Below are 12602 nucleotides of genomic sequence, written 5' to 3' on the forward strand. Positions count from 1 at the left end.
AAGTATGTTGTAACTAAAAGGGTAAAACACATGGCCCGTTACGATCTCGTTGACCGTCTGAACAGCACCTTCCGCCAGATGGAACAGGAACTGGCGCTTCTGAGCGAAAATTTGTTGCAGCAGACACTGCTGATTGCGCGCGTGTTCTCGCTACCAGAAGTCGTCAAGGAGGCAGAACATGCCCCTTTGCAGAGCATCGATGTAAAACAACATTTAGGCAAAGAGGCTGAATCGCTGGCACTGCGTCACTATCGCCATCTGTTTATTCAGCAGCAATCCGAGAACCGCAGCAGCAAAGCGGCCGTCCGTCTTCCTGGCGTGTTGTGCTATCAGGTGGATAACGCGGCGCAGCGCGCTCTGGAAGAACAAATTCAGCGTATTAACCAGTTGAAAACGACGTTTGAGCGCATTGTCACTGTGGAATCGGGACTGGCGCCGGCGGCACGTTTCGAATGGGTGCATCGCCACCTGCCAGGACTGATTACGTTGAATGCCTATCGTACCCTCACGCTGGTGAAAGAACCCGCCACCCTGCGCTTTGGCTGGGCTAACAAACACATCATTAAAAACCTGAAGCGCGATGAAGTCCTGCAGCAACTGGAAAAGAGTCTGACGTCGCCGCGCAGCGTACACCCATGGACGCGTGAAGAGTGGCAGGCGAAGCTGGAGCGGGAATATCAGGACATCGCAGCCCTGCCACAGCAGGCAAAACTGAAGATTAAAAGACCGGTGAAAGTGCAGCCCATCGCCCGCGTCTGGTACAAAGGAGAGCAAAAACAGGTGCAATACGCCTGCCCAACGCCGCTGATTGCGCTAATCAACAACAACAACGGTATGACCGTACCCGATATCGGCGAGTTACTGAATTACGATGCCGACAACGTTCAGCATCGTTTTAAACCTCAGGCGCAGCCGTTGAGATTGATTATTCCCCGACTGCACCTGTACGTTGCTGATTAACTGCCCGGTCGCATGCTGCCAACCATCAGTTCCGGTCGTACCCAACTGTCGAACTCCGCTTCGGTTAAATATCCCAGCGCCAGGGCAGATGCTTTTAACGTCAGCCCTTCCTTGTGCGCTTTTTTGGCTATCTCAGCGGCTTTGTCGTAACCGATATGGGTATTGAGTGCGGTAACCAGCATCAGCGACTCGTTGAGTAACTGGTCGATTCGCTCACGATTGGGTTCAATACCCGTCGCGCAGTGCTCGTTAAAGCTTTCCATCCCGTCCGCCAGCAAACGCACTGATTGCAGAAAGTTGTGGATGACCATCGGTCGATAAACGTTAAGCTCAAAGTTACCTGACGCCCCGCCCATATTAATGGCAACATCATTGCCCATCACCTGGCAACAAAGCATGGTCAGCGCCTCACACTGAGTCGGATTGACCTTACCCGGCATAATGGAGCTACCCGGTTCGTTTTCAGGAATTGAAATTTCACCAATACCACAGCGCGGACCGGATGCCAGCCAACGCACATCGTTGGCGATTTTCATCAGTGATACCGCCAGCCCCTTGAGCGCTCCGTGGGCGTGAACCAACGCATCGCAGGTCGCCAGTGCTTCAAATTTATTCGGTGCAGTAACAAACGGCGCGCAGGTAATGACCTTCAACTCATCCGCGACCCGACGCGCATATTCAGGATGGGTGTTCAGTCCGGTTCCCACCGCCGTTCCCCCCAACGCCAGTTCCGCCACATGGGGTAAACTGTTTTCAATGTGTCTGAGGTTATGTTCGAGCATCGCCACCCAGCCGGAAATTTCCTGCCCAAGCGTAAGCGGGGTAGCATCTTGCAGATGCGTCCGGCCAATTTTGACGATATCGGCAAACGCGTGGGATTTATCACTGAGCGTTTTGGTCAACACCGTTAATTGCGGGATCAGTGATTTGCGCAGCGCCAGCAGCGCGGCAACATGCATCGCTGTCGGAAAGACATCATTCGAGCTTTGGCTTTTATTAACATCATCGTTGGGGTGAACTTTTCGCTCCATTCCCCGCACGCCGCCCAGCAATTCGCTGGCACGGTTTGCCAGCACCTCATTCATATTCATATTGCTTTGCGTGCCGGACCCCGTCTGCCAAATGGCCAACGGAAACTCATCCCGATGTTTGTCCGCCAATACTTCATCTGCGGCCTGCATAATCGCGGTGGCTTTATCTTCCGCCAGCAGCCCGAGATCTAAATTAACCTTGGCAGCCGCCCGTTTCGTCAGCGCCAGCGCATGGATCAGCAAGACCGGCATTTTCTCCGTAGAGATACGAAAATGCTCCAGCGAACGTTGGGTTTGCGCCCCCCAAAGCTTATCGGCAGGAACATCAATTGCGCCCATTGAATCATTCTCGCGGCGTACCGTTACCATTACCTGCTCCTTACATTAAGAATTGATTAGGTTATGTTTCGACATTGCCCACTTGCATTGGTCTTATCAGTATTAACGAGGATTAAACTGTCGTTTGGTGGTTCGTGCGGAAAAAAAACCGCCCCTAAGGGCGGCTGACGTTACTTAACGCAGCGTGCGCACTGCGACGTCTGAATTTGCTTGAAGAAATCATTACCTTTGTCATCCACCAGGATAAACGCCGGGAAATCTTCCACTTCAATTTTCCAGATGGCTTCCATCCCCAGTTCAGGATATTCCACGCATTCCAGACTCTTGATACTGCCCTGGGCAAGCACCGCTGCGGGGCCGCCAATGCTACCTAAGTAGAAGCCGCCGTGCTTATGGCAGGCATCGGTCACCTGCTGGCTGCGGTTGCCTTTCGCCAGCATGATCATACTGCCGCCCGCGGCCTGAAGCTGGTCGACATATGAGTCCATACGTCCGGCTGTAGTTGGGCCAAGTGAACCAGAGGCATAGCCTTCCGGCGTTTTTGCCGGACCGGCGTAATAGATCGGGTGATCTTTAACATATTGCGGCAAACTTTCACCGTTATCCAGACGTTCTTTCAGTTTCGCATGCGCAATATCACGTCCAACAATAATGGTTCCGTTGAGCGACAGACGCGTGGACACCGGGTACTGCGACAACTGGGCCAGGATCTCTTTCATCGGCCGATTGAGGTCAACGCGCACCGCTTCGCCTTCGCCCGCCTGGCGCAGCTCTTCTGGGATATATTTACCAGGATTATGCTCCAGTTTTTCGATCCAAATGCCTTCACGGTTGATCTTAGCTTTGATATTTCGATCGGCGGAGCAAGAAACCCCCATACCAACCGGACACGACGCGCCGTGACGCGGCAGACGGATCACGCGAATATCATGAGCGAAGTACTTCCCACCAAACTGCGCGCCCAGCCCCAAATTCTGCGCTTCTATCAACAGTTCTTTTTCCAGCTCCACATCGCGGAATGCCTGACCATGCTCGTTACCTTCGGTCGGCAGTTCGTCGTAGTATTTCGCCGAAGCCAACTTGACGGTTTTCAGCGTCGCTTCCGCCGACGTTCCACCAATAACAAACGCGATATGATACGGCGGACAAGCCGCTGTTCCCAGCGTACGCATCTTCTCGACCAGGTAATTTTTTAATTTGCCCGGCGTGAGCAGCGCTTTGGTTTCCTGGTACAGATAGGTTTTGTTTGCCGAACCACCGCCTTTAGCAATACACAAGAATTTGTATTCATCGCCGTCAACGGTATACAGATCGATCTGCGCCGGCAGGTTAGTGCCAGTGTTCACTTCTGTATACATATCCAGCGCGGCGTTTTGCGAATAGCGCAGGTTGTCTTCGATGTAGGTGTTATAGACCCCTCGTGCCAGTGCCGCTTCATCTCCGCCGCCGGTCCAGACACGCTGACCTTTTTTACCCACGATTATCGCTGTGCCGGTATCCTGACAGGTCGGCAAAATACCTTTCGCCGCGATGTCGGAGTTACGCAGGAATTGCAGGGCCACATATTTGTCGTTTTCGCTGGCCTCAGGGTCACGCAGGATATCAGCAACCTGCTGCTGATGCGCAGGACGCAGCATAAACGACGCATCATGAAAAGCCTGACGAGCCAGCAGGGTTAGCGCTTGCGGCGCGACTTTAATCACCTCCTGCCCTTCGAATTCGGCAACGGAGACATAGTCGCTGGTCAGCAGATAGTATTCGGTATCATCCTTTTTAAGCGGGAAAGGATGCTGATAATGAAAGGGTTTGTTTGACATTGTGCTCTCACTTACTGCTAGGTCTGGTTATTCTCTGGGCAGATGTTCCATTGCCCTGCTTCCCTGCCGTAAGTCGGGTTGGAGAAGGCAAGGCTTTCTGCAACCGGAAATACTCAGGGTATTAAAAGCGAGTCACCATATCCTACACAATTTTTTAACAAAAACTGAGACAAGTACGACTTTTTACATGCGCAGGTTACTTCCCTCAGGGTTTCTTGGTTTAATAGCCAGAGAAAATTCCACATTCAAACAGGGCTTGAGAATGCAAAAACTCATCAACTCAGTGCAGAACTACGCCTGGGGAAGTAAAACTGCGTTAACGGAACTTTATGGGATTGCCAACCCAACTCAGCAACCGATGGCTGAACTTTGGATGGGGGCGCACCCAAAAAGCAGTTCGCAGGTTCAGAGCGCTGATGGTCAGACGGTTGCTTTACGCGACGTTATTGAACGCGATAAATCCGCGCTATTAGGTGATGCCGTTGCCAAACGCTTCGGTGAACTGCCCTTCCTGTTTAAAGTGCTCTGCGCCGCGCAACCCCTTTCGATTCAGGTTCATCCTAGCAAGCACAATTCTGAAATCGGGTTTGCCAAAGAAAACGCCGCCGGGATCCCAATGGATGCCGCCGAGCGCAACTACAAAGATCCTAACCACAAACCAGAACTGGTTTTTGCTTTGACGCCTTTCCTGGCAATGAACGCATTTCGTGAGTTCGCCGAAATTGTTGCGTTATTACAACCCGTTTCCGCCGCGCATCCGGCTATTGCGCATTTCCTGCAGGAGCCGAGTGCAGAGCGTCTGAGCTATCTATTCGCCAGTTTGCTGAATATGCAGGATGAGGAGAAATCCCATGCGCTGGCGATACTGAAATCGGCGCTGAACAGCCAGCAGGGTGAACCCTGGCAAACCATCCGCCTGATCGCCGACTTCTACCCTAACGACAGCGGACTCTTTTCCCCACTGCTGCTCAACGTGGTTAAACTCAATCCCGGCGAGGCCATGTTCTTGTTTGCTGAAACCCCGCACGCCTACCTGCAGGGTGTGGCGCTGGAGGTGATGGCTAACTCAGATAACGTGCTGCGCGCCGGACTGACGCCAAAATATATTGATATCCCGGAACTGGTCGCCAACGTTAAATTTGTCGCTAAACCTGCAAACCAGTTGCTGACCACACCGGTTAAAACGGATGGCGAACTGGACTTCCCCATTCCGGTCGACGATTTCGCCTTCTCCCTACATGAGTTAACGGCCACTGGTGCAGAGATCGGCCAGCAAAGCGCCGCAATTCTGTTCTGCATTGAGGGTGAAGCCGTGTTGAGCAAAGGTGAGCAGCGTCTGGTACTGCAGCCGGGTGAGTCGGCCTTTATTAGTGCGAATGAATCGCCGGTCAACGTCAGCGGCAAGGGCCGTTTAGCTCGGGTTTATAACAAGCTGTAGCAAGATACTGATATTTTTAACAACTCTTGCTAAGCTGTAGTGAGTTAAAGACAAGTCACTCCTCCAGGCGTCTTCAAACGCCTGGTTTTATTTTATGGATATCAAAATGAAAAAATCGCTGGTAGCTGCGGGTGTAGTGGTTGCACTGGGTATCGTCTGGACGGGCGGTGCCTGGTACACAGGTAAAAAACTCGAAACGCATCTCGCCGAGATGGTGACACAGGCAAACAATCAGTTGAAACGCTACTCCCCTGAGGCGGGAATTGAACTGAGTTATCAAAACTATCAGCGCGGCGTGTTCAATAGCCAACTGCAACTGGTGGTTAAACCCATCACCGGGCAGCAAGATTCCTGGCTGAAGCCGGGGCAAAGCATCGTCCTTAATGAAACGGTTGATCACGGTCCTTTCCCGCTGGCACAGCTGAAGTCGCTGAATCTGGTTCCCGCCATGGCCTCGGTGAAAACAACGTTGGTGAATAACAACGTCACCAAACCACTGTTCGACATTGCCAAAGGTGAAACGCCATTCATCATTAACTCCCGTATCGGTTACAGCGGCGATACCCGCTCCGATCTCTCCCTCAAACCGCTGAACTACGAGAATGGCGATGAAAAAGTGGCCTTCAGCGGCGGGGAATTCCAGTTTACGGCTGACAAAGACGGTAATGCGGTTTCGCTGACTGGCGATGCGCAAAGTGGTCTGGTTAATGCGGTCAATGAGTACAACCAGAAGGTACAAATTACCTTCAATAACCTGAAAACTGAAGGTTCCAGCAGTATCGCCAGCTTTGGTGAGCGTATTGGCGACCAGAAGTTGTCACTCGAAAAACTGTCAATTTCAGTCGAGGGTAAAGAGTTGGCGGTTCTGGAAGGCATGGGTATCGATGGTAAATCCGATCTGATCAACGAGGGTAAAACCGTTAACAGCCAGCTGGATTACACTCTGAACAGCCTTAAACTGCAGGGCCAGGATATGGGTAGCGGCAAACTGACGCTGAAAGTGGGTCAGATTGATGGTGAAGCCCTGCACCAGTTCAGTCAGCAGTATAGCGCCCAGACCAAGGCGTTGATGTCACAGGTGGATGTGGTGCAAAACCCGGAGCTATATCAGCAGAAAGTCACCGAAGCCTTCTTTAATGCCCTGCCGATTCTGATGAAAGGCGAACCGGTTATCACCATTGCGCCACTGAGCTGGAAAAATGCGAAAGGTGAAACCGCCTTTAATCTGTCTCTACTGCTGAAAGATCCGACCGCTAACACCGTGGAGCCGCAAACGCTGGCCCAGGAAGTGGATCGCTCCGTCAAATCACTGGACGCTAAGCTGACGATCCCTGTCGACATGGCGACTGAATTCATGACGCAGATTGCCAAACTGGAAGGATATCAGCAGGAAGAAGCGGCGGGTCTGGCGAAGCAGCAGGTTAATGGCCTCGCGGCGATGGGTCAGATGTTCCGTATTACGACGCTGCAGGACAACGTTATCGGTTCCAGCCTGCAATATGCGAACGGTCAGGTAACACTGAACGGACAGAAAATGTCGCTGGATGAGTTTGTTGGCATGTTCGGTATGCCTACCTTTGCTGAGCCGGACGCGCCTGCTGCCCCGCAACAGTAAATATCCCTTACGACAGGCCCGATAACTTTGCTTATCGGGCTTTTTTTATTTCGCGACGACCAGTCGGGCGGCAAGCGTCAGATTGCGCGAATGGCTTTCATCGTGGCCAATGCGTTGTAGCATGCGTTCCGCAAGGGTGTATCCCATTTCACGGGCAGGCGTGCAGGCCCAAATAATGGGAATATCATCCAGCGCGCTTTCCGCCACATCGGCAAATCCGGCCAAGGATATTTGCTGTTCAAAGTAGCGATCTACGCCTGTTTCACCACTCTGTCGCCCTGCTCTCATCAGGCCAAACCAGGCGCCTACGGCAATGGTTTCGTTGTAGCACACCACCGCACTGATTGTGGGATTCCGGCGTAACAGCGCCGTCACCTCTTCCGCGGCCTGCTTTTGGCTGGATGAACACTCCAGCACCCAGTCGCTATGAAATGGCAAACCATACTTCAACAATGTCGCACAATAGCCGCCGACGCGCTCTGCCCGGGTTAATGAAGAGCTTTGCCCGCCCAGCCAGGCAATGCGCTGATGCCCATGACGTATCAGTTGTTCAACCAGAAGTTGCGCGGCCTGCATGTTATCAGGTCTGACGGTGTCAACGTCATCCATATAGCTGGCGCGTGACGCAAACACCACCGGGATCCCTTTCTCAGCGGCCAGTTGCTGTAGCGCGTCACTGCTGCCCGCGGCCCCGGCGATCACCACGCCATCAACCCCTTGATTAAGTAACAGGGTGAAGCGCTGTGTCAGCTGTTCGCCGTCTTTACCGCCATGCAGTAAGAAGACCATGCGCCCCTGGGCTTCTAATGCTTCCGTCAGCCCCGCCGTTAGCTCGGCGTAAAACGGCGTAGAAAGATCGCGCACGATCAACCCCACTACCCCGCTCTGCCCACCGCGCAGGGCTGATGCTTGTCGATTACGCACAAACCCCAGTTGCTCAATGGCAGCATTTACCCGTTCACCGGTTGCTGATGAAATACGTCCTTTGCCACTGAGTACCAATGAGACGGTACTGACCGAAACACCCGCAGCCAGCGCAACATCATGGATCGTTATTTTTTTGGCTATAGCCATAAAAACAGAAAACTCCCTGATAACGTGACGGATAAAACGTTTTATCAATCACTTATATTTATACCCCCTATTATCGTTCGATAATGTGATTTATACCGCACTAAAATTAGGTAAAACGTTTTATCTTCTCGCCATCATTAGCCAGCCTGATTTAACAAGGAGTCGTTTAATGACGACGAGAACCACACCAAAAATAACGTTATGGGAATTTTTCCAGCAGTTGGGCAAAACTTTTATGTTGCCCGTGGCTCTGCTCTCATTTTGCGGGATCATGTTAGGGATCGGCAGTTCGTTAAGCAGCCACGACGTCTTAACGTTAATCCCGGCGTTAGGAAATCCGGTGCTACAGGCCATCTTTACCTGGATGAGCAAGGTTGGCTCATTTGCGTTTAGCTTCCTACCGGTGATGTTCTGTATTGCCATTCCTCTTGGCCTGGCGCGCGAGAACAAAGGTGTGGCGGCGTTCGCTGGTTTTGTCGGTTACGCGGTAATGAACCTTGCCGTCAACTTCTGGTTAACCGCAAAAGGTATCTTACCCACCACTGATGCGGCGATCCTGAAAGCCAACAACGTGCAAAATATTCTGGGGATCCAGTCGATCGACACCGGGATCCTCGGCGCCGTCATCGCCGGGATCATCGTCTGGATGCTGCATGAACGCTTCCATAACATTCGTCTGCCGGATGCTCTCGCCTTCTTCGGCGGCACTCGCTTCGTTCCCATCATCTCCTCGGTAGTGATGGGCCTGGTCGGTCTGATCATTCCCCTGATTTGGCCGGTTTTCGCCATGGGCATTACCGGACTCGGTCACATCATCAACAGTGCAGGTGAATTTGGTCCTATGCTGTTTGGCACCGGCGAACGTCTGTTGCTGCCTTTTGGCCTGCATCATATTCTGGTGGCATTGATTCGCTTTACCGAAGCCGGCGGCACGCAGGAAGTCTGTGGTCATAGCGTGAGCGGCGCACTGACTATTTTCCAGGCTCAATTGAGCTGCCCGACAACCCAAGGCTTCTCTGAAAGCGCAACCCGCTTCCTGTCCCAGGGTAAAATGCCAGCGTTCCTCGGCGGGTTACCGGGTGCAGCGTTAGCGATGTATCACTGCGCACGTCCAGAGAATCGTCATAAAATTAAAGGGTTATTAATTTCCGGTCTGATTGCCTGTGTCATTGGTGGTACGACCGAACCTCTTGAGTTCTTGTTCCTGTTCGTGGCCCCGGTTCTGTATGTGATCCACGCTTTGCTTACCGGCCTCGGCTTCACCGTGATGGCGGTGCTTGGCGTTACCATCGGTAATACTGACGGTAACCTGATCGACTTCGTGGTGTTCGGCATCCTGCATGGATTGTCTACCAAGTGGTATCTGGTCCCTGTCGTCGCGGCTATCTGGTTCGCGGTGTATTACGTTATCTTCCGCTTCGCCATCACGCGCTTCAATCTGAAGACACCGGGTCGCGAAGTCGAAATGGCCAGCACTATCGAAAAAGTGATGGCTGGAGCGCCAGGTAAATCGGGATACAACGTGCCAGCTATTCTGGCGGCGTTGGGCGGCGCGGAAAACATTGTTAGCCTGGATAACTGCATTACTCGTTTGCGCTTGTCAGTAAAAGATATGTCGCTTGTTAACGTACAAGCTCTGAAGGACAATCGTGCCATTGGCGTAGTACAACTCAATCAGCATAACCTCCAGGTTGTTATTGGTCCGCAGGTCCAGTCAGTGAAAGACGAAATCGCGGTTCTGATGAATACCGTACAGGCTTAAGGACAACACTATGTTTGATTTTTCAAAGGTTGTGGACAGACACGGCACCTGGTGTACCCAATGGGATTACGTCGCCGACCGTTTTGGCTCAGCCGATCTGCTACCGTTCACCATCTCTGACATGGATTTTGCCACTGCCCCCTGCATTCTTGAGGCGCTTACCCAGCGCCTGTCCCATGGCGTATTGGGTTATAGCCGTTGGAAAAATGATGAATTTTTGGCGGCCATTCAGCACTGGTTTCTTACGCGTCATAATACCAAAATCGATCCTCAGTCGCTGGTATATGGTCCCTCGGTCATCTATATGGTGTCAGAGCTGATTCGCCAGTGGTCTTCCGCGGGTGATGCAGTGGTTATCCACACTCCGGCTTACGACGCGTTTTACAAAGCTATCGAGGGTAATCAGCGTGTGGTGCGCGCTGTCGAACTGGAAAAACGCACTGACGGTTGGTACTGCGACATGGCCGCGCTGGAGAATGCCCTGTCTCGTCCAGAGAGCAAAATTCTTCTGCTCTGTAGCCCACAAAATCCGACGGGTAAAGTGTGGACGCGTGATGAGTTGGAAACCATGGCGGAACTGTGTCAGCGCCATGGTGTAAAAGTTATTTCCGATGAGATCCATATGGATATGGTATGGGGAGATCACCCACATATTCCCTGGAGTAACGTCGCACGTGACAACTGGGCGCTGCTCACTTCCGGTTCAAAAAGTTTTAATATTCCGGCACTGACCGGGGCTTACGGGATGATTGAAGACGCTCAAAGTCGTAACGATTATCTCAGCGCATTAAAAGGTCGCGATGGTCTTTCCTCGCCGGCGGTACTGGCGCTGACCGCTCATATTGCCGCCTATCAACAGGGCGCAAGCTGGCTTGATGCGCTGCGGGATTACCTTGCCAGCAACCTGCATTACGTCTCACGCGAGCTTAATGCCGCATTCCCCGAACTGAGCTGGCAGGTTCCGCAATCTACCTATCTGGCGTGGATTGACCTGCGTCCGCTCAACATTGATGATCGCGAATTGCAGAAAGCGCTTATCCACCAGCAGAAAGTCGCCATCATGCCAGGATACACCTACGGCGAAGAAGGACGCGGTTTTGTGCGTCTGAATGCCGGATGCCCGCGCTCAAAACTTGAAAAAGGCGTTCAGGGATTGATTAACGCCATCCGTACAATTCGTTAAGCAGGTTTGCGCAATGAAAACCTCATTGCGCGCCTTATCAGCCTGACGCCTCCTCCATTAAGCCAGCGTCAATCATTCACCGTGGATAATCCCGCTTTCATTCCCGGTACCAGAATAACTTTTCGACACCCATCTTCCCGTTTCTCAAAAATTTCATATCCTCTTGCGGCATCTTCCAGCGGCATATGGTGCGTCACAATCTCTTCCGGGGTAAGCAATCCCTTCTCTATCAAATTAAGCAGATCAGGTAAGTAAGCATGCACATGTGTCTGCCCCATTTTAAACGTCAGCCCCTTATCAAAAGCATCACCAAACATGAATCCGTGGATAAAACCGGCGTAAACGCCAGGGACGCTGACAATTCCTCCCCGGCGCACTGCCGCAATGCATTGCCTGAGCGCTTTTCCGCTACTACCTTCAATTTTTAATGTGCTGAGTACAGTTTCAGTGAGGCTCCCTTTTGCCTCAAAACCGACGGCATCAATCACCGCATCCACGCCACGATGACCTACCGTGTTATCGATAATCCATTTTGCGGGATCGTCGTTTTTATCAAAGTTAATGGGTATCGCACCATAACGTTGTCGTGCAAATTCAAGGCGGTAATCGTTATGATCAATGATAAATATCTGTTCGGCACCGTTGAGACGAGCACAGGCAGCTGTTAATAACCCTACCGGTCCAGCGCCAAAGATAGCAACGCTGGAGCCTGGCTTAATGTCGGCATTCTTCACTGCCTGCCATGCCGTCGGTAAAATATCAGACAGAAAAAGAACCTTTTCATCTGCCAACGTATCCGGCACTTTGAATGGGCCTGTGTTCGCTTTTGGCACCCGAACATATTCGGCCTGACCGCCAGGAATACCGCCGTACAGATCGCTGTAGCCAAACAGTGCCGCCGGTGGCGTGATATTCTTGCGGTTCAGCGCTGCGCCGTTGCCACTGTTAGTGCTTTCACACGCGGCATACTGATGAAGTTGACAGAAAAAACATTCGCCACAGGCAATGACAAAGGGTACCACCACGCGATCACCTTTACTTACAGCCGTCACTTGCGATCCCGTTTCAACCACTTCGCCCATAAACTCATGACCAAATATATCGCCATGATGAATTCCAGGGATCTTACCGCGATAAAGATGCAGGTCCGAACCGCATATAGCAGTCGCAGTAACACGCAGAATGATATCATCCGGCTCTTCTATGCCGGGATCTGGCATATTATCAACGCTAACATGATGAGGGCCATGATAAGTCAGTGCTTTCATCATTTTTCTCCTTTAAGTCATCATCTTAAAAGTAAAAAATTATCGTATTTGGCTGGTTCCTTCATTATTTAGGTTAACCATGTTTTCGCTCCGTATTGTTTTTGCCCAAAAGAGT

Annotated in this window: 9 protein-coding genes; 5 read left to right on the forward strand and 4 right to left on the reverse strand. The window is 51.8% G+C overall.

The genetic code is table 11. The features are described from left to right. The first annotated feature begins 30 nt into the window (after positions 1–30). Positions 31–960 carry a DNA replication terminus site-binding protein gene (gene tus / locus M4I31_RS12230; RefSeq protein WP_038640452.1) on the forward strand — a complete coding sequence of 310 codons (930 nt, stop codon included), beginning with the start codon at positions 31–33 and terminating at the stop codon, positions 958–960. Here the strand turns inward: tus and fumC are convergent. Next, positions 957–2360, reverse strand: coding sequence for a class II fumarate hydratase (gene fumC / locus M4I31_RS12235; protein WP_085049350.1), 1404 nt, complete (start codon positions 2358–2360; stop codon positions 957–959). The genes tus and fumC overlap by 4 nt on opposite strands. A 140-nt stretch (positions 2361–2500) precedes the next feature. Further along, the gene (gene fumB, locus M4I31_RS12240; protein ID WP_085049351.1) at positions 2501–4147 is read right to left on the reverse strand and encodes a class I fumarate hydratase; all 1647 of its coding nucleotides are present in this window, start codon (positions 4145–4147) and stop codon (positions 2501–2503) included. 262 nt (positions 4148–4409) lie between these two features. Here fumB and manA point away from each other — a divergent pair, with 262 nt between their 5' ends. Both manA and M4I31_RS12250 read left to right on the forward strand, forming a co-directional pair. Further along, on the forward strand, positions 4410–5585 hold the full coding sequence (gene manA, locus M4I31_RS12245; RefSeq protein ID WP_085049352.1) for a mannose-6-phosphate isomerase: 1176 nt from the start codon (positions 4410–4412) through the stop codon (positions 5583–5585). A 106-nt stretch (positions 5586–5691) separates the two neighbouring features. Then, the gene (locus tag M4I31_RS12250; RefSeq protein ID WP_085049553.1) at positions 5692–7200 is read left to right on the forward strand and encodes a YdgA family protein; all 1509 of its coding nucleotides are present in this window, start codon (positions 5692–5694) and stop codon (positions 7198–7200) included. Between the two features lie 45 nt (positions 7201–7245). On the opposite strand, the gene M4I31_RS12255 is transcribed toward M4I31_RS12250, so the two are convergent. Then, a complete protein-coding gene (locus M4I31_RS12255; protein ID WP_038640443.1) occupies positions 7246–8274 on the reverse strand; it encodes a Mal regulon transcriptional regulator MalI in 1029 nt (342 codons plus the stop codon). A gap of 169 nt (positions 8275–8443) precedes the next feature. Here M4I31_RS12255 and malX point away from each other — a divergent pair, with 169 nt between their 5' ends. Together malX and M4I31_RS12265 are read left to right on the forward strand one after the other, a co-directional pair. Continuing rightward, the gene (gene malX / locus M4I31_RS12260) at positions 8444–10036 is read left to right on the forward strand and encodes a maltose/glucose-specific PTS transporter subunit IIBC (protein ID WP_085049353.1); all 1593 of its coding nucleotides are present in this window, start codon (positions 8444–8446) and stop codon (positions 10034–10036) included. A gap of 10 nt (positions 10037–10046) precedes the next feature. After that, on the forward strand, positions 10047–11219 hold the full coding sequence (locus M4I31_RS12265) for a MalY/PatB family protein (RefSeq protein WP_085049354.1): 1173 nt from the start codon (positions 10047–10049) through the stop codon (positions 11217–11219). Between the two features lie 68 nt (positions 11220–11287). Here the strand turns inward: M4I31_RS12265 and M4I31_RS12270 are convergent, their stop codons facing one another. Next, a complete protein-coding gene (locus M4I31_RS12270; RefSeq protein ID WP_085049355.1) occupies positions 11288–12487 on the reverse strand; it encodes a zinc-dependent alcohol dehydrogenase in 1200 nt (399 codons plus the stop codon). Positions 12488–12602 lie beyond the last annotated feature (115 nt).

This window comes from Citrobacter sp. XT1-2-2 (assembly GCF_023516235.1).
Taxonomy (GTDB): Bacteria; Pseudomonadota; Gammaproteobacteria; order Enterobacterales; family Enterobacteriaceae; genus Citrobacter; species Citrobacter werkmanii.

What these genes read in the sequence shown, in the direction of transcription:
- M4I31_RS12270 (WP_085049355.1), bottom strand. Translation starts at nt 12,487, where the DNA reads ATGAAAGCACTGACTTATCATGGCCCTCATCATGTTAGCGTTGATAAT.
- manA (WP_085049352.1), top strand. Translation starts at nt 4,410, where the DNA reads ATGCAAAAACTCATCAACTCAGTGCAGAACTACGCCTGGGGAAGTAAA.
- M4I31_RS12255 (WP_038640443.1), bottom strand. Translation starts at nt 8,274, where the DNA reads ATGGCTATAGCCAAAAAAATAACGATCCATGATGTTGCGCTGGCTGCG.
- M4I31_RS12265 (WP_085049354.1), top strand. Translation starts at nt 10,047, where the DNA reads ATGTTTGATTTTTCAAAGGTTGTGGACAGACACGGCACCTGGTGTACC.
- tus (WP_038640452.1), top strand. Translation starts at nt 31, where the DNA reads ATGGCCCGTTACGATCTCGTTGACCGTCTGAACAGCACCTTCCGCCAG.
- fumB (WP_085049351.1), bottom strand. Translation starts at nt 4,147, where the DNA reads ATGTCAAACAAACCCTTTCATTATCAGCATCCTTTCCCGCTTAAAAAG.
- fumC (WP_085049350.1), bottom strand. Translation starts at nt 2,360, where the DNA reads ATGGTAACGGTACGCCGCGAGAATGATTCAATGGGCGCAATTGATGTT.
- M4I31_RS12250 (WP_085049553.1), top strand. Translation starts at nt 5,692, where the DNA reads ATGAAAAAATCGCTGGTAGCTGCGGGTGTAGTGGTTGCACTGGGTATC.
- malX (WP_085049353.1), top strand. Translation starts at nt 8,444, where the DNA reads ATGACGACGAGAACCACACCAAAAATAACGTTATGGGAATTTTTCCAG.